We start from the raw sequence: 24,789 nt of genomic DNA on the forward strand, positions 1-24,789 counted from the left end.
GTCCTCATTCAACGAATTCGGCAATGGCGGCGCGCAGCTCTTCGATGCCGATGCTGCTCGCGCTAGACGTGGTGAGTATCTGGGGGAGGGCGGCAGGGTGCTGCGCGGTCAGGGCCCGCACCTCATCCTGTTTGCGCTTCAGCGCCGCCGGCTTCACCGAATCGGCCTTGGTCAGCACGATCTGGAACGGCACCGCGGACTGGTCCAGCAGCTCCATCACCGTCTCGTCCGAAACCTTGATCTCGACGCGCGCATCCAGCAGCAGGAAGACCCGGCGCAGATTGGGCCGCCCGCGCAGATAATCCAGCATCAGCCCCTGCCAGTCGCGCTTGATCTCCTTCGGCGCCTCGGCATAGCCGTAGCCTGGCATATCGACCAGCACCACCGGCCCGGCCTGACATTCAAAGAAGTTCAACTGCCGGGTGCGGCCGGGCTGGTGCGAGACCCGCGCCAGCGCCTTGCGCCCGGTGATCGCGTTGATCAGCGAGGATTTGCCGACATTGGAGCGCCCAGCCAGCGCGATCTCATTGCCGCGCGGCTCTGGCAGATGGTCCAGCGCCTGGGCGGCATAGAAGAACTCGCAAGTCGAGGCGAAGAGCTTGCGCCCCGCCTCGATCTGCTCCGGGCTGGGCCCGGTGGTCTCGAAATTCAGCCCTTTGCCGGGACCGTCTGCTTCGGCGCCATCGCCCTGCGCATGATCAGCCATTGCTGCCCCACGGAAAGAATGTTGTTACAGGTCCAGTACAGCACCAGCCCCGCCGGCGAGCGGGCCAGCATGAAGGTGAAGATCACCGGCATGAACTGGAACATTTTCTGCTGCGCCGGATCGGCCGGGGCCGGGTTCAGCTTCTGCTGCAGATACATCGTGCCGCCCATGATGATCGGCAGCAGGCCGACATGCAGGATCGGGTTGATGCTCATCGGGTCGAACGGGATCAGGCCGAACAGGTTGAAGATGTTCGTCGGGTCCGGCGCGGAGAGGTCATGCAGCCAGCCGAAGAAGGGCGCGTGACGCATCTCGATGGTGATGAAGATCACCTTGTACAGCGCGAAGAAGACCGGGATCTGCACGACCATCGGCAGGCAGCCCGAGGCCGGGTTGATCTTCTCCGAGCGGTACAGCTCCATCGTCGCCTGCTGGAGCTTGGTGTTGTCGTCCTTATACTGCTCCTTCAGCGCCGCGATCTTCGGCTGCATCGCCTTCATCCGGCCCATCGAGCGGTAGGAATAGCTGGCCAGCGGGAAGAAGAGCAGCTTCACGCCGATGGTGAAGATGATGATCGCCAGACCGAAATTGCCGGTCAGCGTGTTCAGCCAATCCAGGCAGAAGAAGATCGGCTTGGTCAGGAAATAGAGATGCCCGAAATCCACCGCCTTGTAGAAGGACGGGATGTGATACTGGCTCTGATACTGATCCAGGATCTTCACCACCTTGGCGCCGGTGAAGAGATGGCTGGTGAAATCCGCCTGACCGCCGGCCGGCACCTCGATGGGGGTCTGGGTGATGAAGCTGGTCTGGTAGGCGCCGCCATCGCCGTCGCTCACCGTGGCGTAGCTCATCGTCGCGTTCATCGTCGCACTCTGCGTCGGCACCACGGCGGTCAGCCAGTATTTGTCGGTAATGCCGGCCCAGCCGCCGGGGCCGGAGGTGGAATAGGCAACGCCGCCCTGTTTCTTCTCGCCCTCATCCTTGAGCGCGCCATAGCCTTCCTGCTTCAGCGTGCCGTTGAACACGCCGAGCGGGCCGTCGAACAACACCCAGCTGGAGGCGACCTTGGGCTGGTAATCGCGCACCACCCGCGACCATGGGTAGAGCTTCACCGGCGCCGCGCCGTGATTGACCACGTTCTGGGTGACGGTGAACATGAATTTATCGTCGATCTTCAGCAGCAGCTGGAAGGTCAGGCCCTGGCCGTTATCCCAGGAGAGGGTGACCGGGCTCCCCGGCGTCAGCGTCTGCGCGCTGGGGGTCCAGACGGTGCTGTTATCGGGCACCTTCACGCCATCCGGCGCGGTCCAGCCGAACTGGGCGTAGGAGGGGGTGTCGCCGCCGCGCCGCCCCTCGATCTGCACCAGCGGCGAATCCTTGGCGATGGTCTCGTGATAGCCTTTCAGCACCACGTCATCGAACACCGCGCCGGTCAGCCCGATGCTGCCTTTGAGCATCGGCGCATCGACGGCGAGGCGCGGCCCGTTGGCGGGCGCGCCTTGCGCGGTGCCGGGGGCACCGGCCTCGATCGCCGCTTGCTTTGTGCCGGCGGCCTGCTTCGCTTGCTGCACGGTCTGCGCCGGGTTGGGGGCGGGATGCGGGAAGAATTTCTCCTGCACCACGGTGAACACCGCCAAAATGCCAAAGGATATGGCGAGGGCGAGGATGAGGCGCTTGGTGTCCATCAGGGTCAGCTATCCTTCGGGGTGGGAACCGGGTCGTATCCGCCGGCATTGAAAGGGTGGCAGCGCAGGATGCGCCTTGCCGCGAGCAGGCTGCCACGGCCCGCGCCATGGCAGGCCAGCGCCTCGCGCGCATAGGCGCTGCAGGAGGGGTAGAAGCGGCAATTGGCGCCGATCACCGGGCGCAGCGTCAGCTCATAGGCGCGCACGGCACCTGAGAGCAGCAAGGCGGCCGGGCTCATGCCAGCACCTCGTCCAGCGCGCGGCGCAGATTCTGCGTCAGCCGCGCGAATTCCATCTCGCCGGTCTCGCGCCGGGCGATCAGCACCAGCTCGACACCGGGCAGCTCGCGGCCGGCCAAAACCAGACGCGCCGCCTCCCGCAACCGGCGCTTGGCGCGGTTACGGCAGACGGCGTTGCCGATTTTCTTCGTGGCCGTGTAGCCCACACGCACGCTCTCCGCCTGGCCGTCCTGGACGGCCTGCAGCACGAAGCCGTGCTTGGCGGTTTTCCTGCCCTTGGCCGCCAGGCGCAAAAACGCGGCGCGCCGGGTCAGCCGGGCGGGCGGTGTTTGGGCGGTGGCCATGGGCATAAGCGGCGCGCGTGGGCGCGCGATCAGGCGGAGAGCTTGGCGCGGCCCTTGGCGCGGCGGTTGGCGATGACCTTGCGGCCGCCGACCGTCGCCATACGGGCGCGGAACCCGTGCCGGCGCTTGCGGACGAGTTTGGAAGGTTGATAGGTCCGTTTCACGGCATTCTACTCCGGCAATTTACAAACAATAGCGTTCACCGGGCCATCCCTGGTCCGGCGGGGTTGGCGGGGTATAGGCGGGGCAGCACCGCCGCGTCAATCGCGCAGGCGCTGGGTGCGGCAAGATGGCGTTGCAACACCCAATTCTGATGCCCGTCGAATTCAGGAAAGCATCATAAAGCTGCCCGCGATGAGCAGCTTCGCGCCGGTTGCCGCGCGGGCCATCGCGGGGGCGAGGGGCTGATCTCCTGGTCCGGGCCGACTCGGCGGCATCTGCCTCCCCGCCTTTTGCCGCCCCCGGCGAACCGGTTCGCCAACCTCCCTTCGGCTTCTCCGCCCTGAACATTCGAGATGTAAAAATTTGCCAAGTCGGTTGTTTCCGGTCACAGAATGGTGATCAAGATGAAGAATTTGTTCGCTGCCCGCCCACGTACCGTTCTCGCCTTGCAGGGCGGCGGCGCGCATGGCGCCTTCACCTGGGGCGCTCTGGACCGGTTGCTGGAGGAGGGGCTGAGCTTCGACGCCGTCACCGGCGTCTCCTCGGGCGCGATGATCGCGGCGATGGCGGTGCAGGGGATGGTGAAGGCCGGCCCCTCTGGCGCGCGCGCCGCGGTGGCGCGGCTCTGGGGCCGGGTGATGGAGGGCAATCTGCTCGGCAATATCCCCGCCACGCCGCTGGACTGGATGTGGGACACCACCAAGGCCTTCAGCAATGATTTTGCCTGGAGCGGGTTGACCCAGGCGCTGCGGATGTTCGACCCCGGCGTGCTCAACCCGCTCGGCCAGAACCCGCTGGAGCCGCTGCTGCGCGAGCTGCTGGATGTCGCCGCGCTGCGCGCGCCCGATGCGGCGCGCCTCTATGTCGGCGCCACCGACGTGGAAAGCGGCGAGGCGGCGATTTTCAGCAATGCCGAGATTGGTGTCGAGGCCTTGCTGGCCTCGGCCTGCATCCCGATGATGTTTCCCACCGTGACGATCGGCGGCCGGCATTATTGGGATGGCGGCTATAGCTGCAACCCGCCGCTCGCGCCGGTGCTGGAGCCGGCGCCGGAGCGGCTGGTGCTGATCCGCGCGCAGCCGCGCCGGCGCCCCGGCGTGCCCACCGCCACCGCCGACATCGTGCACAGGCTGCACGAAATCGCCTTCCAGGCGCCGTTGGACGCTGAGCTGGCGCTGCTGCCAAGGCGGGTGCAGCTGATCGAGGTCAGCGCCGATGCGGCGCTGGCCCGCCACCCGCTCAATTCCAAGCTGAATACCGACCGCCCCTTCCTGGAGGCGCTGTTCGCCGCCGGCCGCGAGGCTGCCGAGCGAGCGTTGCACAGCGAATGATCTGGCTGAAGCGCCTGCGGCAGATGAATTTTCGGCCGCAGCCGGCTTCCCTGTCCTCCAAGGTGCTTTGGGTCACGGTCATTGCCATTCTGCTGATGGATCTGCTGGTGCTGCTGCCGGGGCTTGGCCACCGCCGGCAGCAATGGCTGGAACAGCGCGTCATTGAAGCGCGGCTGGCCTCTTATGCGTTGCTGCAACGCCCCTCCGCTGCCGCCATCGACGAAATTCTCCGCCATGCCGGGCTGCAGCAGATCAAGCTGTTGATGCGGGACCATCAAACGCTGCGCTGGCAGACCGATGCGCCGGTGCCACGCGGCGCCCTGCTGATCGCCCCGGCCGGTGAAGGGTTTTTCACCAGCATCGGCCGCGCCCTGCGGCAATTGACGGGCAGCGCGCCGCGCGAGGAGATCGTGCTGGCGCCGGACCGTGATATCGATGGCGCGATGCTGGAAGTCTGGGTCGATACCAGGCCGCTGGCGCTCGAACTGGTGGACTATGCCCGCAACGGCTTCGATTTCGCCCTGGTGGTGGCGCTGCTGACCGGGCTGCTGGTCTATGCCGTGCTCAACTGGCTGCTGGTGCGGCCGATGGAGGTGCTGATTTCGGCGATCATTCATTTCCGTGAATCCCCGGAGGAGCAGGGCAGCGCCGCCCTCGACCAGATGGCCGCCGACCCGAAGGACGACATCGCCCGCGCCGCCGCGGAGCTGAAAATCATGCAGGATGAGCTGCGCGCCGCGCTGTGGCGCAATGCGCGGCTCGCCGCCGTCGGCACCTCGGTCGCCAAGATCGCGCATGATCTGCGCAACATCCTTTCCTCCGCGCTGCTGGTCGCGGACCGGCTGCAGGACGTGCAGGACCCGTTGGTCCAGCGCGCCACCCGCACCTTGGTCCCCGCCGTCGAGCGCGCCACCCAGTTTGTCGCCAGGACGGTCGATTTCGCACGCGAGGGGCCGCCGCCGGTCAACCGCACACCGGTGCGGCTGCATGCGCTGGTGGATGAGGTGGCGGAGAGCCTGGTGCCGGAGGATGGCGGCTGGAGCGTGGTCAACCAGGTGCCTGAGGCGCTGGTGCTGCTGCTTGACCAGGAGCAGCTCTACCGCGTTCTCGCCAACCTGATCCGCAACGCCGCCGAGGCCGGGGCGACCCGCATCACGCTGAGCACCGAGACGGAAGCCTCCCACACCCGTCTGCTGGTGAGCGATAACGGGCCCGGCCTGCCGGCGCGGGCCCAGGCCAATCTGTTCCGCCCCTTCAGCGGCTCGGCCCGCAGCGGCGGCACCGGGCTGGGGCTGGCCATTGCCCGCGACCTGATCCGCGCCCATGGCGGCGAGCTGGTGATGCTGCGCACCGGCCCCGCCGGCACGATATTCCGCATGGATCTGACCACGCCGGAATTGCAGGACGTGCCCTTGCGCGCCTGAACCCGCGCCGAGGGCTTAGATTAAAAACCGGATAATCTCTATATATCTACAGGGTATTTTGGGTTTTGTTTGTCCCGCATGCGCGATTTCAACAAAATTATTTTTTTCAGCCCCTGAGGTTTGGCAGGAAATCCTTATTTTCAGCGGGATATTGCAACTGCCGGTAAAATGCTTTTCTAAATCCCTATGATCCCATTGGCTCTCAACCCTTCCCGCCTGAACCTCGCCTTGGCTGGCGTGGGGGCGCCGGCCTTGCGCCGCCTGCGCGGCCTGCGCGCGGCCGGGGCGCAGCGGCTTTCGGTGTTCAGCACGGACCCGGCCATCCTGGATGCGGCCGGTGGGGAGGGGCTGGACCGGCTGCCCCGCCCGGATGAGGTTGCGGGCTGGCATGTGCTGTGGATGGTGGGTCTGGAGCCAGCGCAATACCGCCCGCTGGCCGAAGCGGCGCGCGCGGCGAATGTGCTCGTCAATGTCGAGGACGTGCCGGAATTCTGCGATTTCAACTCGGTCGCGGAAATCCGCCGCGGGGATTTCCTGCTCACCATCTCCACCGGCGGCCAGGCGCCCGGCCTCGCGGGCGCGTTGCGCCGGCGGCTGGAGGCCTGTTTTCCGGAAAGCTGGGCGGCGCGGGTGAAGGAGATCGCGGCGCTGCGCCAGGGCTGGCAGGCGGAGCATGTGCCGATGCCGGAAGCCGCCAGGCGCATCGACGACATTGTCGAGCAGAGCTGTTGGCTCTCCTGCCCGAAATCAAAATAGCCCCGACCCGGTTGCACTCTTTTCCTGGACGATCCGAAATGCCCGACAGCCTGCCTCTCAATACCGATGCCTTGTCCGTTCTGCGCGAGGCGATGACCCGGCAATTCCCGGGGCAGATCGCGCTGGTGTCTTCGTTTGGGACCGAGTCCGCGATTTTGTTGCACATGGTGGCGCAGATCGACCCCGGCCTGCCGGTGATCTTCCTCGATACCGGCAAATTATTCCCCGAAACGCTGGCCTATCGGGACACGCTGATCGCCCGGCTCGGCCTCACCGGGCTGCGCTCCATCCGCCCTTCGGGCAAGCAGCTCGCCGCCTATGATCCCGATGGCCGGCTTTGGGAGAAAGACCCGGATCTGTGCTGCGCCATCCGCAAGACCAACCCGCTGGACGACGCGCTGGAGGGGTTCAGCGCCTGGATCACCGGGCGCAAGCGCGGCCAGTCCGCCACCCGCGCGCAGCTGCAGCTGCAGGAAACCGGCGCGGATGGGCGCATCACCATCAACCCGCTGGCCTTCTGGGACGATGCGATGCTGGCAGCCTATTTCCCGGCGCATGACCTGCCGGCGCATCCGCTGCAGGCGGAAGGCTATAGCTCCATCGGCTGCGCCACCTGCACGATGAAGCCGCTGCCCGGCGCCGATAAGCGTTCCGGCCGCTGGGCCGGCAAGGCGAAAACGGAATGCGGCATCCATATGCCCCGCGCCATGACCAAACCGGACTGGCCCGAGGAACTGAGTTTCGAGGTCTAAACAAGATATTGATATAAAAAGTTTTTGGGCGGAGGCGGCGAAGGTTCCGCTGCCGTGACCGCCTCGAAAGCTTAGAGCAATATGTGTTTAGGTCGACGCGCCAGCGTCAAAATAAACACATGAAATTGCTAGCTAAAACAAAATTTAGAGCATCAAGCTTAAAGCTTGATGCTCTAGGCCTGAGAATTTTTGCGACGGGACGCGGGGACTGCGAGGGCGCTTATGCGTTGCGCGCAGCCCTGCCGCACGGCAGCCTGCCGCAAGCCTCCGGCTTTCATCTGCGATTTGAACCATTTACGGCAAAATTGCGGCATTGCGGGAAAGGCCCCGGTAAGGCTCATAACCATTTCAACGCCCTGCTCTGGAGGGGCTGCCATGCTGCGGCGCGGCACACTGGCTTTACACGAGACGGCGGATTGAATAACGCTGCATCAGTTTCGTCCCGTCGGGATCGCCTTTCCCGACGCCCCTAAAAGTCAAAATAGAAGGTGAAGCACATGGCTCAAACCGAGACCAAACAGGTCGGCACGGCAACGCTTACGTTCAACAACAAGCAGGCCGAGCTGCCGGTGCTGGGCGGTTCGCTCGGCACGGACTGCATGGATGTCCGCAAGCTCCAGAGCGAGCTGGGCATCTTCACCTTCGATCCGAGCTATGGCTCCACCGCCTCCTGCGAAAGCTCGATCACCTATATCGACGGCGACGAGGGCGTGCTGCTGCATCGCGGCTACCCGATCGACCAGCTGGCCGAGCATTCCTCCTTCCTGGAAGTCGCCTATCTGCTGCTTTTCGGCGCCCTGCCGACCGCCCCGGAGTTGGAAAAATTCACCCACGGCGTCACCCGCCACACGATGCTGCATGAGCAGATCCGCAATTTCTGGAACGGCTTCCGCCGCGACGCGCACCCGATGGCGATGCTCTGCTCCGTGGTCGGCGCCATGTCCGCCTTCTACCCTGACAGCATCGACATCCACGATGAGCGTCAGCGCGAAATCTCCGCCTACCGGCTGATCGCGAAAATGCCGACGATCACCGCCTGGGCGCATAAATACAATGTCGGCCAGCCTTTCGTGTATCCGCGCAACGATTACTCCTACGCGGAAAACTTCCTGTATATGTTCCACGCCGTTCCGGCCGAGGATTACAAGCCCAACCCGGTGCTGACCAAGGCGATGGAGCGGATCCTGATTCTGCACGCCGACCATGAGCAGAACGCCTCCACCTCCACGGTGCGTCTCTCCGGCTCCACCGGCGCCAACCCGTTCGCCTGCATCGCCGCCGGCATCGCCTCGCTCTGGGGCCCCGCTCATGGCGGCGCCAACGAGGCCGTGCTGAAGATGCTCGCCGAAATCGGCCACAAGGATAACATTCCGGCCTTCATCGAGCAGGTGAAGGACAAGAATTCCGGCGTGAAGCTGATGGGCTTTGGCCATCGCGTCTATAAGAATTTCGACCCGCGCGCGAAGATCATGCAGAAGACCTGCCACGAAGTGCTGGGCGAACTCGGCATCAAGGACAGCCCGATGCTGGATCTGGCCATGGAGCTGGAGAAGATTGCGCTGCACGACGATTATTTCGTCTCCCGCAAGCTCTACCCGAACGTGGATTTCTATTCCGGCATCATCCTGAGCGCGATGGGCTTCCCGACCACGATGTTCACCCCGATCTTCGCGCTGGCGCGCACGGTGGGCTGGATCAGCCAGTGGAAGGAAATGATCGAGGACCCGACCAACCGCATCGGCCGTCCGCGTCAGATCTATACCGGCGCCCCGCAGCGCGACTACGTGCCGCTCGACAAGCGGGGCTGACCCTGGCCCGCCTGCCCCAAGCGCAGAGCAACCCTTTCGCGGCCCGCCCGCGAAAGGGTTTTATTTTGCCCGTTTCGTGAGACATTTCACCGACAGCCCGGCCCGCAACCTGATCGGCGGGCTGTGCTTCATGGCGGCGGTGGTGCTGGCCGCCACGCTCGCCTTCAGCCTCGCCGGCTGGAGTCTCGGCGATGCGTTCTATTTCGTGATCATCACGGTGTTCACCGTCGGCTATGACGAGGTGCACCCGATCGCGACACCGGAATTGCGCGCGATCACGCTGGCGACGATCATGCTCGGCTGCACCGGCATGATCTTCCTCACCGGTGCGTTGGTGCAGTTCATCACCTTCGGGCAGATCCAGCAATTATTGGGGCATCGGCGGATGAAATCGCAGATCGGCAGAATGAGCGGGCATGTGATTGTCTGCGGTTATGGGCGCATCGGCCATATGCTGGCGGATGAGCTGAAGGCGGGCGGGGCGGAATTTCTGATCCTGGACCGCGAGGAGGCGAAGCTGGCGGAGGCGGCCGAGCGCGGGCATCTGACGCTGGCGGGCGATGCCACGGATGAGCAGGTGCTGGAGGAGGCCGGGGTGCGCCGGGCGCGGGCCCTGGCCTGCGTGGTGCCAAATGACGCGGTGAATGTGTTTATCACCCTCTCGGCGCGCAATCTCAATCCCGATATCGAGATCATCGCCCGCGGCGAGGCGGCCAGCACCAAGAGCAAGCTGCTGCGCGCCGGGGCGAGCGCGGTGGTGGAGCCGACCCATATCGGCGCCGAGCGCATTGCCCAGCTGATCCTGTTTCCGCGCAGCGCGGCGCTGACGGATTCGGTGCCGATGCAGGTGCTGGGCACCGGCCTGCGCACGCTGGGGCTGGAGCTTGAGATTCTGCCGGTGGCGGCGGGCAGCCCCTATGCCGGGCAGAGTGTCGGGCAGATCGAGCGCGGGGCGGAGGGGACGCTGTTCGTGGTCGGGCTGAACCGGCGCGGCGGCGAGACGATCAGCCGCCCCGGGCCGGAGCTGATGGTCGAGGCGGGGGACGGCGTGGTCGTCATCACCCGTGCCGGGCGCGCCAGCCCAAGGCTGGGTTAAGCGCCGCCACGTCCCCGCCGGCTGAGCGACGTGCTGGGTTTTTTGCGGCCAGATGTTCAGCTGAAGAACCGGTTCGCCGGTCGCGCCAGCCCCAGATGCTCGCGCAGCGTGGTGCCGGCATAGGCGTCGCGATAGATACCGCGGCGGGTGAGTTCCGGTACCACCAGATCGACGAAATCATTCACCCCTTCCGGCACGGTGTTGAACATCACGTTGAATCCGTCCGCGCCTTTGCTCTCCAGCCATTCCTGCATGCCATCGGCGATCTCGCCCGGCGTGCCGACGAAGCTGAGCCCGCCATAGGCGCCGACATGCTGCGCCAGCTGCCGCACGGTGAGGCTCTGCTCGCGCGCCATCTTCACCAGCTGTGCCTGGGCGCTCTGGCTGGCATTGGTGGGGGGGAGCTCGGGCAAGGGCGCATCGAGATCGAACTTGCTGGCATCCACGCCCAGGCGCATTGAGAGGTTGGGCAGGGCGCTGTCCGGATGCACCAGCGCGTCCAGGCGCTGCTTCTTTTCCAGCGCCTCCGCATGGGTGCGGCCGACGACGACGAAGGCAGCCGGCAGAATTTTCAACGTATCATCGGCGCGGCCGAGAGCGGCCATGCGCTTATGGATGTCGGCATAGAATTCTTGGCCATCCTTCAACGTGCGGGCGGCGCCGAAAATCACCTCGGCGGTTTCCGCCGCCAGCTGGCGCCCGGCCTCGGAGGCGCCGGCCTGTACGATCACCGGGCGGCCCTGCACCGGCCTTGCGATATTCAAAGGCCCGCGCACGGCGAAATATTCGCCTTGATGATCCAGCCGGTGCATTTTTTGCGGATCGAAAAACACGCCGCTCTCCTGGTCGCGGATCCAGGCATCGTCGGCGAAGCTGTCCCACAGCCCGATGACCACATCGTGGAATTCCTTCGCACGGCGATAGCGCTCATCATGCTCCATCTGGTCCTCGCCGCCGAAATTCAGCGCCGATTCCGGGTTGGAGGTGGTGACGATGTTCCAGCCCGCGCGGCCTTTGCTGAGATGGTCGAGCGAGGCAAAGCGCCGGGCGATATGGAAAGGCGCATCGAAGGTGGTGGAGGCGGTGGCGACCAGGCCGATGCGGCTGGTCACCATCGAAAGGGCCGAGAGCAAGGTGAAAGGCTCGAAGGAGGTGACGGTGGCGCTGCGCTTGAGCGCATCCATGCCCATATTCAGCACGCCGAGATGGTCGGCCATGAAGAAGGCATCGAACCGGCCGCGCTCCAGCGTCTGGATCAGCTGGACCATATGTTCGAGATTGAAATTCGCGTCCGCCCAGGCGCCGGGATAGCGCCACCAGGCGGTGTGGATGCCGACCGGGCGCATGAAGGCGCCGAGATGCAATTGCTGACTCAAAGGGGAAATCCTTCCCGGCGCGGCGCCGGCCAAATGAACGTTTCCGATCATTTATGTAAGGAAAACGCGATGCCAAGGCCAAGGGCGGGAATTTCATCCAAGGCTTGACCAGGCTGGCCCTCGGCATCACGCTGCAAATGTTGAGGGCCGGGCGATGTATGTGGTGATTTTCCGGGCGCAAATCGCCCAGCTGGATGAAGAATACAGCGCCATGGCGCAGCGCCTGCGCGATATGGCGTTGCAGGAGTTCGGCTGCCTGGAATTTCACGCCCTCAGTGAGGGCGGTGAGGAGGTCGCGCTTTCCTATTGGCGCGATCTGCAGGCGATCAAAGCCTGGAAGGCGCAAACCGCGCATCTGCTGGCACAAAATACGGGGCGGGCGCGCTGGTATGGCGCATATCGCGTGGAAATCGCGGAAATTTCACGCGCTTATGGTTGGCCAGTTTCTCGGCCGGCTGACGCATAGAGCGGCGATAAGCCAGCAGGGTTTTGGTTTCCTCGGCGCAGATGCAGAGGAAATAGGCGCAGCCCAAGGCCGAGACCAGGCCGATGACGATGCTCGGATTGATGAAGAACAGATACTGCATGACCAAACTCCTTTGTGGGAATGGGCGGGCACTCTGCCCGCTGGAGGCTCCCGCTGGCGCGGGGCGCACGGGTTAGAAAAGACTCATCTGCTGGCTGGGCAGCGCCCGGCCGGGGACGCGGAATTGCGAAATATCGAGGCGTGAGCTGGCTTCATCCAGCCCCAGCCGCTTCACGGCGGCGCTGAAACGCTGGCGCAGCAGCTGCGCATAGGGGCCGCTGCCCTGAAAGCGGGAATGAAACTGCGCATCGTTCAGCGCCCCGGCGCGGGCCTGGCGGATCAGGCTCAGCACATGGCCGGCGCGCTCGGGCAGGAATTTGTTCAGCCAGTCGGTAAACAGCTCGCCCAGCTCATGCGGCAGGCGCAGCATGATGCTGTAGGCGCTGCCGGCCCCGGCGGCGGCGGCGGCTTCCAGAATGCGCTCCAGCTCCATATCGTTGAGGCCGGGGATCATCGGCGAGGCCATCACCGCCGCGGGAATGCCGGCCTGGACCAGCCCGGCGATCGCCGCCAGGCGGCGGGCGGGGGAGGCGGCGCGCGGCTCCATCGCCCGGGCCAGATCCGCATCCAGCGTGGTGATGGAGAGATGCACCTTCGCCAGCCCCTTCGCCGCCATGCGGCCGAGAATATCCGCATCGCGCAGCACCAAGGCGGATTTGGTGACGATGGCGACCGGGTTGTTGAAGCGCTCCAGCACCTCCAAAATCGCGCGGGTGAGACCCAGCGTGCGCTCCACCGGCTGGTAGGGGTCGGTATTGGAGCCGAGCACGATCACGTTGGGCTTGTAGCCGGGGCGGGAGAGCTCTTTTTCGAGCAGCTTCGGCGCGTCCGGCTTGAAGAGGATATTGGTCTCGAACTCCAGCCCGGCGGAGAAGCCCAGATAAGCGTGGCTGGGCCGGGCGAAGCAATAAATGCAGCCATGCTCGCAGCCGCGATACGGGTTGATGCTGGTCTCGAAGGAAAGATCCGGGCTGTCATTGCGGGCGATGATGCTGCGCGCGGCATCGCGGATCAGGCTGGTTTGCGGCCGCACGGCCTCTTCCGCCTGGTCCCAGCCATCATCGAAGGCGTCCCGGCGCGACGCTTCAAAGCGATTGGCCGGGTTGAGCCCGGTGCCGCGCCCTTTCAGCGCGCCAAAGCCGGCTTCCCGCTTGATTTGTACCCGAGACGCAGACATTGTGTGTTCATGCTCCGTTCTGGTTTGATTAAGGTCATCCCAGCCGCAAAGTCAAGAACAAAAGAAGAACAAAAATATTAAAAGCGCGTCGCTGCAAGGCCGTTTACGGCGGCCTTGCAAAAATCCGGTGCGGGCGCGGCGAAATTTGCGGTTTAACCCGCTGCCTTCACATCAAACCCAGCCGCCTCGATCGCCTCGGCGGCGCGGCCGGCATCGATCTCGCCGCCAATGACGACGCGCTTGGTGTCCAGGTCAGCGACCACATGCACGTTGGGGTCGAGCTTGCGCAGCGCCTCGGTGATCGAGCGCACGCAGCCCTGGCAATCCATGTCGGGCACGTCGAACTGTAAGGGGGTGGAATGGGCCATATCGGGTCTCCTGTGATTTATGCTGGATAAGGGTGGCCATGATGGGAAGGTCAAGCCTTGACCCTCCCATCATGGGAAGCCCTATATGAGGGCGATGGACCAGACCCTTGCCCCCTCCCGCGATATTGAGCTCAGCATCGGCGGCATGACTTGCGCCTCCTGCGTGGCGCGGGTGGAAAAAGTGCTGGGACGGGTGCCAGGGGTGCAGGCGGCGAGCGTCAATCTGGCGCTGGAGCGCGCGCATGTCACGGTCAGCGGCGAGGTGGGGCTGGAGGCGCTGGCGGCGGCGGTGGAGCGGGCGGGCTATAGCGCTGTCCCGGTCAAATCCGCCCGGCCGGATGCCAGCTGGCGCGAGCAGATCGAGCTGGTGGCCGCCTTCCTGCTGGCGGTGCCGGTGGTGCTGGACAGCATGGTGATGCCGGTGCCCCCGATGGTGCCGCTGATCTGCGCCACCTTGGTGCAATTTTGGCTGGGGGCGCGTTTCTACCGGGCCGGGTTCCTGGCCCTGCGCGCCGGCAGCGGCAATATGGATCTGCTGGTGGCGCTCGGCACCTCCGCCGCCTACGGGCTCTCGCTGTGGGATGTCTTTGCCGGCGGGCCGCTTTATCTGGAAAGTTCCGTGGCGGTGATCGCCCTGGTGCGGCTGGGCAAATATCTGGAAGGCCAGGCCAAGCGCGATGCCGCCAAGGCGGTGCTGGAGCTGCAGGCGCTGCGTCCGGAGCTGGCGCATCTGGCCAGCGGCGAGGATGTGGCGCCGGCCAGGCTGCGCGTGGATGACGAGATCCTGATCCGCCCCGGCGAGCGGGTGCCGGTGGATGGCGAGATATTGGAGGGCGAGGGCAGCCTGGATGAAAGCCCGGTGACCGGCGAGGCGCTGCCGCAGCCGCGGGGCAAGGGGGCCAAGCTGCTGGCCGGCACGCTGAATCTGGACGCGGTGCTGCGCCTGCGCGTCACCGCACCGCCCGGTGAGAGCTTCCTGGACCGGATGGCACGGCTGATCGAGCAGGCGCAATCCGCCAAGCCGCGCGTGCAGAAGCTGGCGGACCGGGTTTCTGCCTGGTTCGTGCCGATGGTGCTGGGCATCGCCGCACTCACCTTCGCCGGCTGGCTGCTGCATGGCGCGCCTGTCGCCACCGCGTTGATCAACGCGGTCTCGGTTCTGGTCATTGCCTGCCCCTGCGCCTTGGGGCTGGCGACACCTGCCGCGATTCTGGCCGGCACCGGGGCGGCGGCGAAGGCGGGGATCTTGTTCCGGGATGCCGATGCGATCGAGGCGGCGGCGAAGATCGACGTGCTGGCCTTCGACAAAACCGGCACGCTGACCACCGGCACCCCGACTTTGGCTGAAATCCGGCCTCTGGCTGATCTGGATGAGGAGCGGCTGCGCGCCATCGCCGCGTCCCTGGCGGCGCGGGACACCCATCCGCTGAGCCTGCCTTTGCGCCAGGACGGCGTGGCCCCGGCCACCGCCTTCAAGGCGTTGCCCGGCCAGGGCGTGCAGGGCGAGGTTGCGGGCGTGGCCTATCTGTTCGGCTCGGCCCGGCTGGTGCCGCACGTCCCGGTGCCGGGCGATGCGCTCACTTGGTCTTACCTCGCGCTGGCCGACGGCACGACGCTGGGGGCTTTCGGTTTCACCGACACGCCGCGCCCGGATGCGGCGCAGGCGGTAGCGCGGCTGCACGCCATGGGCATCAAAACTCTGCTGCTCACCGGCGACCGCGCCGCCGTGGCGCAGGCTCTGGCATCATCGCTCGGCATCGAGCGCGTGGAGGCCGAGACGACGCCGGAACAAAAGCGTGACATCATCGTGAATTTGCAAAAGCAGGGCCAGCGCGTCGCGATGCTGGGGGATGGCATCAACGATGCCGCCGCCCTGGCCGCCGCCGATGCCGGCATGGCGATGGGGCAGGGGGCGGATGTGGCGATCGAGGCCGCCGCCATCTCGCTGCTGCGCGCCGCGCCGTCTCTGGCCCCGGCTGCTTTGGACCTGGCCCGCCGCACCTGGCGGATTCTGCGCCAGGGCCTGTTCTGGGCGTTGTTTTACAATGCCTTGGGTTTGCCAGCGGCGGCATTCGGGCTGCTCAGCCCGGTGCTGGCGGGGGCGGCAATGGCGGCCTCCTCGCTCTGTGTGCTTGGCAATGCGCTGCGGCTGCGGCAATGGAGAGCGTCATGAGTTTGGTCACCATCGCCCAGGCTTCGGCCATTACCGGCGTCTCCGCCAAAATGATCCGGCATTATGAAAGCATTGGGCTGATCGCCGCCCCCATGCGCACCGAAAACCGCTATCGCCATTACAGCGAGGCGGAGTTGCACGAGCTGGGTTTCATCCGCCGCTCGCGCGATCTCGGCTTTTCCTTCGAGGATATCCGCCAGCTGCTCTCGCTCTGGCGCGACCGCACGCGTTCCTCCGCGGATGTGAAGGCGATCGCGCTGCGTCATGTCGAGGAGCTGGACCAGAAGGCCGCGGCGCTGGCGGCGATGAGCCGCACGCTGAAACAGCTCGCCGCCTGCTGCCATGGCGATGACCGGCCCGATTGTCCGATCCTGGATGCGCTCGACCCGCCGAAACCGGCTGAAATCTGACGCGATCCTTGACTTCCTGGCGCTCTTTGTCGATACGGAGCGCATTGACATGGGCGCGCTCCGCGCCCGGCGCGATGCTGCGCCCCGACCACGGGCGCACGCTTGCGCCTCCGACCACGAGAGACGCTATTTTTGTCCGACACAAAAGACGACCATCAAGACCCCAACGCTGAGCTGCCCGCCGAGCTGGAGGCGCGCATCGCTGATCCCGCGCCCGCGCCGGAAGAGAAGCCCGACTTCGCCTCGCTGGGTCTGTCCGAGCCGATCCTGAACGCCTTGGCGGAAAAGGGCTATGTGCACGCCACGCCAATCCAGGCGCAGGCGATCCCGGTGGTGCTGATGGGGCGCGACGTGCTGGGCGTGGCGCAGACCGGCACCGGCAAGACCGCCGGCTTCACCTTGCCGATGCTGGAAATCCTGGCCGGCTCGCGGGCCCGGGCGCGGATGCCGCGCTCGCTGATCCTGGAGCCGACCCGTGAGCTGGCCCTGCAGGTGGCGGAAAATTTCGTCCAGTACGGCAAGAATCTGAAGCTCAATCACGCGCTGCTGATCGGCGGTGAGAGCATGGCCGACCAGAAGGCGGTGCTGACCAAGGGCGTGGACGTGCTGATCGCCACGCCAGGCCGCTTGATCGATCTGTTCGAGCGCGGCGGGCTGCTGCTGCGCGATGTGCGGGTGCTGGTGATCGACGAAGCCGACCGCATGCTGGATATGGGTTTCATTCCGGACATTGAGCGCATCGTGACGATGCTGCCCACCAATCGGCAGACCTTGTTTTTTTCCGCCACCATGGCGCCGGAGATCCGCCGCCTGGCCGATGCCTTCTTGAGCAACCCGAAGGAAATCACCGTCTCCCGCCAGGCTTCGGTGGCCACCACCATCACCACCGGGCTGGCGCTGGTCTCCGAGATCGATAAGCGCGAGGCGCTGCGCCGGCTGCTGCGCGGTGAAGAGGTGCAGAACGCCATCGTCTTCTGTAACCGCAAGCGCGATGTGGATATCCTGTTCAAATCGCTCACCAAGCACGGCTTCGCCGCCGGCGCGCTGCATGGCGATCTGCCGCAGAGCGTGCGCTTTGCCACGCTGGAGAAATTCAAGGCGGGCGAGATCAAGATCCTGGTCTGCTCGGATGTCGCGGCGCGCGGCATCGATATTGGCGGGCTCAGCCACGTGTTCAATTTCGACGTGCCGCACCATGCCGAGGATTATGTGCACCGCATCGGCCGCACCGGCCGCGCCGGGCGTGAAGGCCACGCCTACACGCTGGCCGCGCCCGCGGACAAGCTGGCGGTGGAGGCGGTGGAGAAGCTGATCGGCAATCCCATCCCGCGCATCGAGATTTCCGGCCTGGATGAGGTGGAGTGGTCCGAAGAGGATGGCCGCCGCCGGGGCCGTGGGGCTAAGAGGGACGGCAAGGACGGCAAGGATAAAGGCCGCGACCGCGACCGTGGCGAGCGCAAGGGTGCCAAGGGCAAGGAAGGCGAGAAGGATCGCAAATCCACCGAGCGTCCGGAACGCTCTGAGCGCCCCGAACGGACGGAGCGCTCCGAGCGCGGCGAGCGTCAGGACCGCCCGGAGCGTGACCGCCGGCCGCGTGAGCGCGACCGCAATGATCGCGACCGCGGCGAGCGCGGTGAACGTGACCAGGGCCCGCCGGTGCGTGGCTTTGGCGACTCGGTCCCGGCCTTCATGCTGCTGCGCCGCCGCGACCAAGCCCGGCCAATGGGCGATGACGAGCCGGATGGGCCGGAAGATAACGGCTCCGATCTCGCGGCATAATTTATAAAAGTTTCTTGGTGCCGCTTATTTACAAAAAGCGGCGAAAGAGGTGGGGGATTTTTTCAAAAAGTCCCCATATCCCCAAAAACTTTTGAAATTTATGATGATGTCTCATTGCATTCATTTCGGCGCCTGTGGCGGTTGTGCCAGCGATGATCGGGCCAAGCCAGATAAGCGCGCGCTGCTGGCGCAGGCGCTGAGCCGGGCGGGCTATGCCCAGGCTGACATCGCCCCGCTGGTGGCCGCCCCCTTGCAGACGCGCCGGCGGGTGGATCTGGCCGCCTCCCGCAAGGCGGCCGAGATCAGCCTCGGGCTGCATCGCGTACGCTCCTCCGAAATCGTCGATATGCGTGAATGCGCCCTGCTGCGGCCGGATTTCCTGGCGCTGCTGGAGAAGCTGCGCACCCTGCTGCGCAGCCTCAACTGCTTTCGCCGCGAGGCTTCGCTGGTGATCAACTGGCTGGATAACGGGCCGGATATATTGCTGCGCGCCGATGCGCCGCTGACCCAGCCGGACCGCACCCGGCTGATCGCCTTCGCCAAGGATCACGACGCGCCGCGCATCAGCGTTGCCGAGCCGAAATCTCTGCCGGAGCCGATCATCATTCTGCGCCCGCCCATTCTGCGCTTTGCCGGGGTGGCGGTGACACCGCCGCCGGGCGGCTTCCTGCAGGCCTGCCCGGAAGGCGAGGCGGCGATTATCGCGGCCATGCTGGCCGGGCTGCCGAAGCTGCGCAACAAGAGCCGGCTGGTGGAGCTTTACGCCGGTTGCGGCACGCTGAGCTTCGCCCTGGCCCCGCATTCGCGCGTGGAAGCCTATGAGGGCGACGAGCCCGCCGTCTATGCCGCCGACAAAGCCGCGCGCGATGCCGGGCTTGCCGGGCGCGTCACCTTTGCCAAGCGCGATCTGCATCGCCGCCCGCTGCTGACGGCGGATTTCAAAGGCGCCGATGTGGTGGTGCTGGACCCGCCTTTCGCCGGCGCCGGCGCGCAGATGAAATTCCTCGCCCCGGCCGGGGTGAAACGGATCATCTATGTGAGCTGCAACCCCGACGCGCTGGCCCAGGATGCGGGCATGCTGCGCCATGCCGGCTATGAGATTCTGGCCGCAACGCCGATCGACCAGTTTCCATTCTCGGAAAATGTCGAGAGCGTGGTGGTATTCCAACGCGCCCGCGATTAGAGCGAAGCGTGAACCTCAGGGCGTTCCGGTTTCGTTTCAGCCCATTGAACGTCCTGACGAAATCGCCAAGTCCATGGCGCGCGGCCTCGCGGCGCGATGATTTGACCTGATGCAGAAGGAGACATCCATGACGATCAACCATGCGGTCACCGCCTTGTTCAGCGCGAGTACGTTGAACAGCATCATCGGCGTGCTGCTGAATGTGATTTATGCCATCGTCATTCTTGCCGTGGCGCATCTCGGCTCGCGGGCGCTGCATCGCTATATCGTCGGCTATGCGCAAAAGAGCGCGCATCTGGATGAAAGCCTGTTCCGGTTTTTCGGCACCATCGCCCGCTATCTGGTGATGGCCTTCGCCATCATCTTCGTGCTCAACCGCTTTGGGATTCAAACCGCCTCGCTGGTGGCGGTGCTGGGTGCCGCCGGCCTTGCCGTCGGTCTGGCGCTGCAGGGCACGCTCAGCAATCTTGCCGCCGGGATCATGCTGATTGTCTTCCGCCCGTTCAGGATCGGCAATTATATCAGCGCTGGCTCACATGCCGGCACGGTACTGGATGTAACCTTGTTCTATACCGAGCTGAAAACCTATGACGGGCTGCAGGTGCTGGTGCCCAACAAGGATGTCTGGGCCGGGGCGATCACCAATTATTCCAATATCCAGACGCGCCTGATCGACCTGACCATCGGCATTTCCTATGGCAGCGATTTGAAGAAAGCCTCCGCGATCCTGAACAAGCTGGCGCAGGAAGATGCGCGCGTGCTGAAAGATCCCGCGCCGTTCATCAAGGTTCTGCAGCTCTCCGACAGCTCGGTGGATTTCGTCTTCCGCGCCTGGACCAAGGCGGGGGATTGGTGGGTGACCAAATGCGAAATCACCGAGGCGATCAAGCTGGCCTTCGACGAGGCGGGGATTGAGATACCGTTCCCGAACCAGACATTGTCGTTCAACGGACCGTTGGAGCTGGCGCGGGCTGGAAAGTAAAGGGAAATAAAAATACTCTGCATTGATCTCCAACGCAGCTTTTGGCTTTGAATTTTCGCTATTCAAATAAATCGTCTGTTCCGTTCGTTGTGAATTCGGTGCTCATGTTTCGTCTGTATTGTTTTAGTCCTAGGCTGTCTTGTAGTCCTAGGTGTACGCGGAAGTTGTCGGCGTTAGGGTTGAAGCGTGCTTGAGGAGATTTGTGTCTGAAAATATATTCCGAGCCTCCATATCCTCCGCCACCAGATTGATAGAAGCCAATTATTGAGAACTCAAAAAGTTCCGCTAAAATGTCAGTAGGCGATACACCGGATTTGATTAAGTCAGCCCGCTTCCGGCAGGCGTCTTTGAATTCCTCCAGATCAAATTTTAACGCTTCAAGTTCTCGCAGAAGGTCGAAATAACTATCATGTCCTTCAATATGTTTGAAAATTTCATCTTGTAGCTCACGCAATAGGTAATCGGAATACTCTTTTCGAGCACTTGCAATCTCTTCGTTAGAGAATTTTCCTTTTTTTTGAGGGGTTTAATTTATGCCTGTCAAGGATCGCATTTGAAAATTTTATCATGTCCCGCGGACGTAGCATCGTGCGATCGATCATATGCTGATACTTGGTTTGCGAACCTCTCATTTCTTTGTCCTCGTCAAACGCAAGTTCCCAAGACCCGTCGGTGGGCGTGTCGAGAACCTTGCCGATGCGCTTTTCCATTAGTTGCTTGAGAGTGTACGGCAGACCCGGAGCGTCCCAAGCTATTCGGGCCAAAGCAGATTCGGTTAGTTTGTTTTTGTCTTCAAACCGAAGTATTTCATAGATATCATCACGCAAAAATACGACGATGTTTAGCGATCTACCAGCTTCTTTCGCAAGGAGGTTTATGCTTCTACTTGCCAATATTAAGCCGATTAGTCTCAGGGAGTAGTTGGGGTCTTTCGGGTCGAATCCCAAATCCAACTCATCAAACAAAACAAAATATCTACAGGAAGGGTTAAGAGAGCCAATTATCTTGTCAGAAATCGCACGATTTACTTCCGCCGCGATTGTAGGCAGATCGGATATAGGAACTTGTTGAGGGTTAGCGCTAATAGTTACAGGGCCAAGCTTAGCTCCAACGGTAGTACCAAGTTTTAAAACCGTCGCTGGTTGGAAAATTTGATGAATATCGGGATCTTTTGATCCATATGTATCGATAATGAATCGCTCTATTTTGGATAGTGCGTCTGTTGAAAAATCATTCCAAGGCTGTGATTGATCCATATTGATCAGAATTTTCGCAAGTCCAATAAGTATTAAATATTTCCAACTATGGATAAAGCACTCTTGCTCTGGCACACCAGTTTGCCGCTGCTTGTCGTGGTGGTGCCAAGGATAATCTCTGAACGTATGGCCAAACGTAAAGGTCGTTGGTCCGTAAGATCGTAAAATTTTTCGATAAATTGCGGTTTTACCGCTTCCTTTTCGACCAACAATTAAGAACCGTTTGCCATTCAAAGCGTCAGTAAATGCAATGTGATCTTTAAAACATTCGTCAAGAAGGCTGTCTGTATCAGCGTCAATTCCACCGAACGTTTCAATGTCAACTAAAGAATGCATCTATTACTAACCTATGGTTTTCAAGTTGATCCTACCCCTGCTTCCAGGGCAGCCCATCCGCTTTCCATCCCGCCACCAGGCCGCGATGGCCGCGCGGGTCGAGTGGGCCCTCGAAACCGTCCTTCACATTATAAACATGTTTGAACCCGGCCGCCTTGGCGGCCTGGGCGGCGGCCATGGAGCGTGCGCCGGAGCGGCAGATGAAATAGATATGAGCCTCATGCCCGGCATGCGCGGCACTCAGCCCGGTCAGGAAGTTCGGGTTGGGCTGCATGCTGGGGAATAGCTGCCACTGGATCAGCAATGTCTGCTTGCCGGCCTGGCTCAGCTCCGGCACGCCGACGAAGCTCCATTCCGCATTGGTGCGCACATCGCATAGCAGCGCATCAGGATTGCTCATCAGCGCTTCCCAGACCTGTCGCGGGGCCACATCTTCGATCATAATACCCTCCAGGCGTTAGCCTTTTGGGCCCAACCATAGCGAGGACGGAAACGGATGGAAACAGTGGCGGACGGGTTGATCGGGGCGATCGGCAATACCCCCCTCATCAGGCTCAAGCGCGCCTCCGCCCTCACGGGCTGTGAGATTTTGGGCAAGGCGGAGTTCTGCTCGCCGGGCGGTTCGGTGAAGGACCGGGCGGGGCTCGCCATCATCCGGGATGCCGAGGCGCGCGGATTGCTGAAGCCTGGCGGCACCATCGTCGAGGGCACGGCCGGCAATACCGGCATCGGCATCACGCTGGTGGCGAATGCGCTGGGCTATAAGAGCGTGATCGTGATGCCGGAGACGCAGAGCCAGGAGAAGATCGATTTCCTGCGCATGATCGGCGCGGATCTGCGGCTGGTGCCGGCCAAGCCCTTCAAGGATCCGGGGAATTACGTGCATGTCTCGCGCCGCCTGGCCGAAGAAATGGGCGCGGTCTGGGCCAATCAGTTCGATAATCTGGCCAATCGCGAGGGCCACCGCGCCACCACCGGCCCAGAAATCTGGGCGCAGACGGGGGGGAAGATCGACGCTTTCACCTGCGCCTGCGGCACCGGCGGCACGCTGGCCGGGGTGGCTTTGGCGCTGAAGGAGCGCAAGCCGGGGGTTAAAATCGTGCTGGCGGACCCGGAGGGGAGCGGGCTTTATGGCTGGGTGAAATCCGGCGATCTCACCGTCACCGGCTCCTCGATCACCGAGGGTATCGGCCAGTCCCGCGTGCCGGAAAACCTGAATGGCGCGCCGATCGACGATGCGGAGAAAATCCCCGATCCTGAGGCGCTGGAGCAGGTCTATGATCTGATGATCCATGAGGGGCTCTCCATCGGCGGCTCGGCCGGCATCAATGTCGCCGCGGCAATCCGGGTGGCGAAGGCGATGGGGCCGGGGCACACCATCGTTACCGTGCTGTGCGATGGCGGGGCGCGCTATCAGAGCAAGCTGTTCAACCCGGATTTCCTGCGTGCGAAGAACCTGCCGGTGCCGCCATGGATGTGAATGACGCGCCGGTTCTGGATGCCGGCGAATTGCTGGAGGCCTACCGCACCGGCGCGCTGACGCCGTTGCAGGCGCTGCAGGGTATTACTGAGCGCATCGCCCGGCGCAATCCCGAGATCAACGCCTTCGCCACGCTCAACAGCGCGGCCCTGGATGCGGCGCGCGAGAGCACCGCGCGCTGGCAGGCCGGGCAGGCGCGGGCGCTGGAAGGCGTGCCGGTGAGCGTGAAGGATCTGATCGATGTGCGCGGCCTGCCGACGCGCCGCGGCAGCAAGACGACCGATCCGGCGCCGGTGGCGCAGGATGCGCCCTTGGTGGCGCGGCTGCGCGCGGCCGGGGCGGTGATCATCGGCAAAACCACCAGCACGGAGTTCGGCTGGAAAAGCCCGGGCGATAACCCGCTCAACGGCATCACCCGCAACCCGTGGAATGTGGCGCATACGCCGGGTGGCTCCTCGGCCGGGGCGGCGGCGGCAGCCGGCTCGTTTTTCGGGCCGCTGCATGTGGGCACGGATGGCGGCGGCTCGATTCGCATTCCCGCCGCCTGGAGCGGCGTGGTCGGGTTGAAGCCGAGCTTCGGCCGCGTGCCGCAATGGAAGCTGGGCGCCTTCGGCCCGCTGGCGGTGGCCGGGCCGATTACCCGCTCGGTGCGCGATGCGGCGTTGCTGCTCTCGGTGCTGGCGGGGTTTGAGAAAGCGGATCCGTTCTCGCTGCCGGAACCAGCGCGCGATTATGGCGCCGGGCTGGAGGAAGGGGTGAAGGGACTGCGCATCGGTATTCTGCGCCGGCCCGGCTTCGATGCGCCGGCCGATGCGGCCTGCTGGGGCGCGGTGGAGGAGGCGGCTGCGATCCTGACCGAACAGGGGGCGCAGATTGTCGAGATCGCCCCCGCATTGCCCGATAGCGGCGCGATCTTCTCGACGCTATGGGGGGCGGGGTTGGCCAAGACCGTCGCGGGTGTGCCGCAGGCGCGGTTGGGGTTGGTCGATCCCGGGCTGCTGGCACTGGCGGAGCGCTATATGAACGTGCCGGGGCTGGATCTGCTGGCCGCCGAAGCCGGGCGGGTGGAGGCGACGCATGCGATGGCGATGCTGGAGGTGGACGCCATAATCTGCCCCGCCGTGCCGCACGGCGCGCCGCCCGTGGATGCCGAATATGGCGATGCGGTGGAAGCGCTGCTGCAGCATTGGGCGAGCTGGACGATGCTGTTCAGCCTGACGCGGCAACCGGCTTTGTCGCTGCCGATGGGCGTGGATGCAGCGGGTTTGCCGACGGCAGTGCAGATTGCGGCGCCGCTCTATCGCGATGATGTGGTGCTGAAGGTGGCGCGGGCGGTGGAAGTCGCCTTAGGATAAGTTGCAAAAGTTTTTGGGGTGC

General features: G+C 63.8%; 25 protein-coding genes and 1 pseudogene. 14 read left to right on the forward strand and 12 right to left on the reverse strand.

From position 1 onward, the window contains the following. Positions 1 to 4: 4 nt before the first annotated feature. Genes yihA through rpmH form a run of 5 tightly spaced genes read right to left on the reverse strand, consistent with a single transcriptional unit; the run spans position 5 to position 3,141 of the window. Entirely contained in the window at positions 5 to 706 is a 702-nt protein-coding gene (gene yihA, locus ACZ46S_RS00730; protein ID WP_464062959.1) for a ribosome biogenesis GTP-binding protein YihA/YsxC, read from the reverse strand. After that, the gene (gene yidC, locus ACZ46S_RS00735) at positions 649 to 2,394 is read right to left on the reverse strand and encodes a membrane protein insertase YidC (protein WP_464062960.1); all 1,746 of its coding nucleotides are present in this window, start codon (positions 2,392 to 2,394) and stop codon (positions 649 to 651) included. The genes yihA and yidC overlap by 58 nt, the downstream gene beginning before the upstream one ends. A 5-nt stretch (positions 2,395 to 2,399) precedes the next feature. Beyond that, positions 2,400 to 2,633 (reverse strand): membrane protein insertion efficiency factor YidD, encoded by a 234-nt coding sequence (yidD, locus tag ACZ46S_RS00740; protein ID WP_464062961.1) that lies wholly within the window; start codon positions 2,631 to 2,633, stop codon positions 2,400 to 2,402. Continuing rightward, the gene (gene rnpA / locus ACZ46S_RS00745; RefSeq protein ID WP_366516268.1) at positions 2,630 to 2,983 is read right to left on the reverse strand and encodes a ribonuclease P protein component; all 354 of its coding nucleotides are present in this window, start codon (positions 2,981 to 2,983) and stop codon (positions 2,630 to 2,632) included. The genes yidD and rnpA overlap by 4 nt, the downstream gene beginning before the upstream one ends. 23 nt (positions 2,984 to 3,006) lie before the next feature. Beyond that, positions 3,007 to 3,141: a 50S ribosomal protein L34 gene (gene rpmH / locus ACZ46S_RS00750; protein WP_284259385.1), complete on the reverse strand. Its 135-nt coding sequence runs from the start codon at positions 3,139 to 3,141 to the stop codon at positions 3,007 to 3,009. Positions 3,142 to 3,543: 402 nt separating this feature from the next. On the opposite strand from rpmH, the gene ACZ46S_RS00755 reads away from it, so the two are divergent. The 6 genes from ACZ46S_RS00755 to ACZ46S_RS00780 all read left to right on the forward strand — a co-directional run bounded on the left by ACZ46S_RS00755 (position 3,544) and on the right by ACZ46S_RS00780 (position 10,306). Beyond that, positions 3,544 to 4,470 (forward strand): patatin-like phospholipase family protein, encoded by a 927-nt coding sequence (locus ACZ46S_RS00755; RefSeq protein ID WP_464062962.1) that lies wholly within the window; start codon positions 3,544 to 3,546, stop codon positions 4,468 to 4,470. Next, positions 4,467 to 5,894, forward strand: coding sequence for a sensor histidine kinase (locus ACZ46S_RS00760; RefSeq protein WP_464062963.1), 1,428 nt, complete (start codon positions 4,467 to 4,469; stop codon positions 5,892 to 5,894). Before ACZ46S_RS00755 ends, ACZ46S_RS00760 begins: the two co-directional genes overlap by 4 nt. A 186-nt stretch (positions 5,895 to 6,080) precedes the next feature. Next, on the forward strand, positions 6,081 to 6,650 hold the full coding sequence (locus ACZ46S_RS00765) for a precorrin-2 dehydrogenase/sirohydrochlorin ferrochelatase family protein (protein ID WP_464062964.1): 570 nt from the start codon (positions 6,081 to 6,083) through the stop codon (positions 6,648 to 6,650). A gap of 38 nt (positions 6,651 to 6,688) precedes the next feature. Then, positions 6,689 to 7,402 (forward strand): phosphoadenylyl-sulfate reductase, encoded by a 714-nt coding sequence (locus ACZ46S_RS00770; RefSeq protein WP_464062965.1) that lies wholly within the window; start codon positions 6,689 to 6,691, stop codon positions 7,400 to 7,402. Positions 7,403 to 7,899: 497 nt separating this feature from the next. After that, positions 7,900 to 9,210, forward strand: a complete 1,311-nt coding sequence (locus ACZ46S_RS00775) for a citrate synthase (protein ID WP_464062966.1) — start codon at positions 7,900 to 7,902, stop codon at positions 9,208 to 9,210. 76 nt (positions 9,211 to 9,286) lie between these two features. Further along, positions 9,287 to 10,306 carry a potassium channel family protein gene (locus ACZ46S_RS00780; protein ID WP_464062967.1) on the forward strand — a complete coding sequence of 340 codons (1,020 nt, stop codon included), beginning with the start codon at positions 9,287 to 9,289 and terminating at the stop codon, positions 10,304 to 10,306. 56 nt (positions 10,307 to 10,362) lie between these two features. Here ACZ46S_RS00780 and ACZ46S_RS00785 read toward each other — a convergent pair whose 3' ends face one another. Beyond that, positions 10,363 to 11,682: an LLM class flavin-dependent oxidoreductase gene (locus ACZ46S_RS00785; RefSeq protein WP_464062968.1), complete on the reverse strand. Its 1,320-nt coding sequence runs from the start codon at positions 11,680 to 11,682 to the stop codon at positions 10,363 to 10,365. Positions 11,683 to 11,914: 232 nt separating this feature from the next. Here ACZ46S_RS00785 and ACZ46S_RS00790 point away from each other — a divergent pair. After that, positions 11,915 to 11,989 (forward strand): annotated as a pseudogene (locus ACZ46S_RS00790) (antibiotic biosynthesis monooxygenase family protein); the annotation flags it as partial. 19 nt (positions 11,990 to 12,008) lie between these two features. On the opposite strand, the gene ACZ46S_RS00795 reads toward ACZ46S_RS00790, so the two are convergent. The 3 genes from ACZ46S_RS00795 to ACZ46S_RS00805 form a co-directional block, all read right to left on the reverse strand. Continuing rightward, the gene (locus tag ACZ46S_RS00795) at positions 12,009 to 12,269 is read right to left on the reverse strand and encodes a hypothetical protein (protein ID WP_464064328.1); all 261 of its coding nucleotides are present in this window, start codon (positions 12,267 to 12,269) and stop codon (positions 12,009 to 12,011) included. A 72-nt stretch (positions 12,270 to 12,341) separates the two neighbouring features. Next, positions 12,342 to 13,445 (reverse strand): PA0069 family radical SAM protein, encoded by a 1,104-nt coding sequence (locus ACZ46S_RS00800; RefSeq protein WP_464062969.1) that lies wholly within the window; start codon positions 13,443 to 13,445, stop codon positions 12,342 to 12,344. Positions 13,446 to 13,597: 152 nt separating this feature from the next. Beyond that, positions 13,598 to 13,813, reverse strand: coding sequence for a heavy-metal-associated domain-containing protein (locus tag ACZ46S_RS00805; RefSeq protein WP_295739486.1), 216 nt, complete (start codon positions 13,811 to 13,813; stop codon positions 13,598 to 13,600). 94 nt (positions 13,814 to 13,907) lie between these two features. On the opposite strand from ACZ46S_RS00805, the gene ACZ46S_RS00810 reads away from it, so the two are divergent. The 5 genes from ACZ46S_RS00810 to ACZ46S_RS00830 all read left to right on the forward strand — a co-directional run bounded on the left by ACZ46S_RS00810 (position 13,908) and on the right by ACZ46S_RS00830 (position 20,340). Beyond that, the gene (locus ACZ46S_RS00810) at positions 13,908 to 15,986 is read left to right on the forward strand and encodes a heavy metal translocating P-type ATPase (protein WP_464062970.1); all 2,079 of its coding nucleotides are present in this window, start codon (positions 13,908 to 13,910) and stop codon (positions 15,984 to 15,986) included. Beyond that, a complete protein-coding gene (gene cueR / locus ACZ46S_RS00815) occupies positions 15,983 to 16,396 on the forward strand; it encodes a Cu(I)-responsive transcriptional regulator (RefSeq protein ID WP_035179984.1) in 414 nt (137 codons plus the stop codon). The genes ACZ46S_RS00810 and cueR overlap by 4 nt, the downstream gene beginning before the upstream one ends. Before the next feature lie 132 nt (positions 16,397 to 16,528). Beyond that, positions 16,529 to 18,175, forward strand: coding sequence for a DEAD/DEAH box helicase (locus tag ACZ46S_RS00820; protein WP_464062971.1), 1,647 nt, complete (start codon positions 16,529 to 16,531; stop codon positions 18,173 to 18,175). A gap of 100 nt (positions 18,176 to 18,275) precedes the next feature. After that, the gene (locus ACZ46S_RS00825; protein WP_464062972.1) at positions 18,276 to 19,358 is read left to right on the forward strand and encodes a class I SAM-dependent RNA methyltransferase; all 1,083 of its coding nucleotides are present in this window, start codon (positions 18,276 to 18,278) and stop codon (positions 19,356 to 19,358) included. Positions 19,359 to 19,485: 127 nt separating this feature from the next. Continuing rightward, complete coding sequence (locus ACZ46S_RS00830) at positions 19,486 to 20,340, forward strand: mechanosensitive ion channel family protein (RefSeq protein WP_464062973.1); 855 nt, start codon at positions 19,486 to 19,488, stop codon at positions 20,338 to 20,340. 58 nt (positions 20,341 to 20,398) lie between these two features. On the opposite strand, the gene ACZ46S_RS00835 is transcribed toward ACZ46S_RS00830, so the two are convergent. The 3 genes from ACZ46S_RS00835 to ACZ46S_RS00845 are packed head-to-tail and all read right to left on the reverse strand — an operon-like array spanning position 20,399 to position 22,374. After that, entirely contained in the window at positions 20,399 to 20,794 is a 396-nt protein-coding gene (locus tag ACZ46S_RS00835; protein WP_464062974.1) for a hypothetical protein, read from the reverse strand. Between the two features lie 43 nt (positions 20,795 to 20,837). Next, on the reverse strand, positions 20,838 to 21,932 hold the full coding sequence (locus tag ACZ46S_RS00840; RefSeq protein WP_464062975.1) for a P-loop ATPase, Sll1717 family: 1,095 nt from the start codon (positions 21,930 to 21,932) through the stop codon (positions 20,838 to 20,840). Positions 21,933 to 21,963: 31 nt separating this feature from the next. Next, positions 21,964 to 22,374 (reverse strand): rhodanese-like domain-containing protein, encoded by a 411-nt coding sequence (locus tag ACZ46S_RS00845; RefSeq protein WP_464062976.1) that lies wholly within the window; start codon positions 22,372 to 22,374, stop codon positions 21,964 to 21,966. 54 nt (positions 22,375 to 22,428) lie between these two features. Here ACZ46S_RS00845 and ACZ46S_RS00850 point away from each other — a divergent pair, with 54 nt between their 5' ends. Continuing rightward, on the forward strand, positions 22,429 to 23,412 hold the full coding sequence (locus ACZ46S_RS00850; protein ID WP_295739475.1) for a cysteine synthase A: 984 nt from the start codon (positions 22,429 to 22,431) through the stop codon (positions 23,410 to 23,412). After that, on the forward strand, positions 23,403 to 24,767 hold the full coding sequence (locus tag ACZ46S_RS00855) for an amidase family protein (protein WP_464062977.1): 1,365 nt from the start codon (positions 23,403 to 23,405) through the stop codon (positions 24,765 to 24,767). The genes ACZ46S_RS00850 and ACZ46S_RS00855 overlap by 10 nt, the downstream gene beginning before the upstream one ends. Positions 24,768 to 24,789 lie beyond the last annotated feature (22 nt).

It is taken from the genome of Acidocella aluminiidurans (genome assembly GCF_055383125.1).

What these genes read in the sequence shown, in the direction of transcription:
- yihA (WP_464062959.1), bottom strand. Translation starts at nt 706, where the DNA reads ATGGCTGATCATGCGCAGGGCGATGGCGCCGAAGCAGACGGTCCCGGC.
- yidC (WP_464062960.1), bottom strand. Translation starts at nt 2,394, where the DNA reads ATGGACACCAAGCGCCTCATCCTCGCCCTCGCCATATCCTTTGGCATT.
- yidD (WP_464062961.1), bottom strand. Translation starts at nt 2,633, where the DNA reads ATGAGCCCGGCCGCCTTGCTGCTCTCAGGTGCCGTGCGCGCCTATGAG.
- rnpA (WP_366516268.1), bottom strand. Translation starts at nt 2,983, where the DNA reads ATGCCCATGGCCACCGCCCAAACACCGCCCGCCCGGCTGACCCGGCGC.
- ACZ46S_RS00755 (WP_464062962.1), top strand. Translation starts at nt 3,544, where the DNA reads ATGAAGAATTTGTTCGCTGCCCGCCCACGTACCGTTCTCGCCTTGCAG.
- ACZ46S_RS00760 (WP_464062963.1), top strand. Translation starts at nt 4,467, where the DNA reads ATGATCTGGCTGAAGCGCCTGCGGCAGATGAATTTTCGGCCGCAGCCG.
- ACZ46S_RS00765 (WP_464062964.1), top strand. Translation starts at nt 6,081, where the DNA reads ATGATCCCATTGGCTCTCAACCCTTCCCGCCTGAACCTCGCCTTGGCT.
- ACZ46S_RS00770 (WP_464062965.1), top strand. Translation starts at nt 6,689, where the DNA reads ATGCCCGACAGCCTGCCTCTCAATACCGATGCCTTGTCCGTTCTGCGC.
- ACZ46S_RS00775 (WP_464062966.1), top strand. Translation starts at nt 7,900, where the DNA reads ATGGCTCAAACCGAGACCAAACAGGTCGGCACGGCAACGCTTACGTTC.
- ACZ46S_RS00795 (WP_464064328.1), bottom strand. Translation starts at nt 12,269, where the DNA reads ATGCAGTATCTGTTCTTCATCAATCCGAGCATCGTCATCGGCCTGGTC.
- ACZ46S_RS00800 (WP_464062969.1), bottom strand. Translation starts at nt 13,445, where the DNA reads ATGTCTGCGTCTCGGGTACAAATCAAGCGGGAAGCCGGCTTTGGCGCG.
- ACZ46S_RS00805 (WP_295739486.1), bottom strand. Translation starts at nt 13,813, where the DNA reads ATGGCCCATTCCACCCCCTTACAGTTCGACGTGCCCGACATGGATTGC.
- ACZ46S_RS00810 (WP_464062970.1), top strand. Translation starts at nt 13,908, where the DNA reads ATGGACCAGACCCTTGCCCCCTCCCGCGATATTGAGCTCAGCATCGGC.
- cueR (WP_035179984.1), top strand. Translation starts at nt 15,983, where the DNA reads ATGAGTTTGGTCACCATCGCCCAGGCTTCGGCCATTACCGGCGTCTCC.
- ACZ46S_RS00825 (WP_464062972.1), top strand. Translation starts at nt 18,276, where the DNA reads ATGATGATGTCTCATTGCATTCATTTCGGCGCCTGTGGCGGTTGTGCC.
- ACZ46S_RS00830 (WP_464062973.1), top strand. Translation starts at nt 19,486, where the DNA reads ATGACGATCAACCATGCGGTCACCGCCTTGTTCAGCGCGAGTACGTTG.
- ACZ46S_RS00840 (WP_464062975.1), bottom strand. Translation starts at nt 21,932, where the DNA reads ATGCATTCTTTAGTTGACATTGAAACGTTCGGTGGAATTGACGCTGAT.
- ACZ46S_RS00845 (WP_464062976.1), bottom strand. Translation starts at nt 22,374, where the DNA reads ATGATCGAAGATGTGGCCCCGCGACAGGTCTGGGAAGCGCTGATGAGC.
- ACZ46S_RS00850 (WP_295739475.1), top strand. Translation starts at nt 22,429, where the DNA reads ATGGAAACAGTGGCGGACGGGTTGATCGGGGCGATCGGCAATACCCCC.
- ACZ46S_RS00855 (WP_464062977.1), top strand. Translation starts at nt 23,403, where the DNA reads ATGGATGTGAATGACGCGCCGGTTCTGGATGCCGGCGAATTGCTGGAG.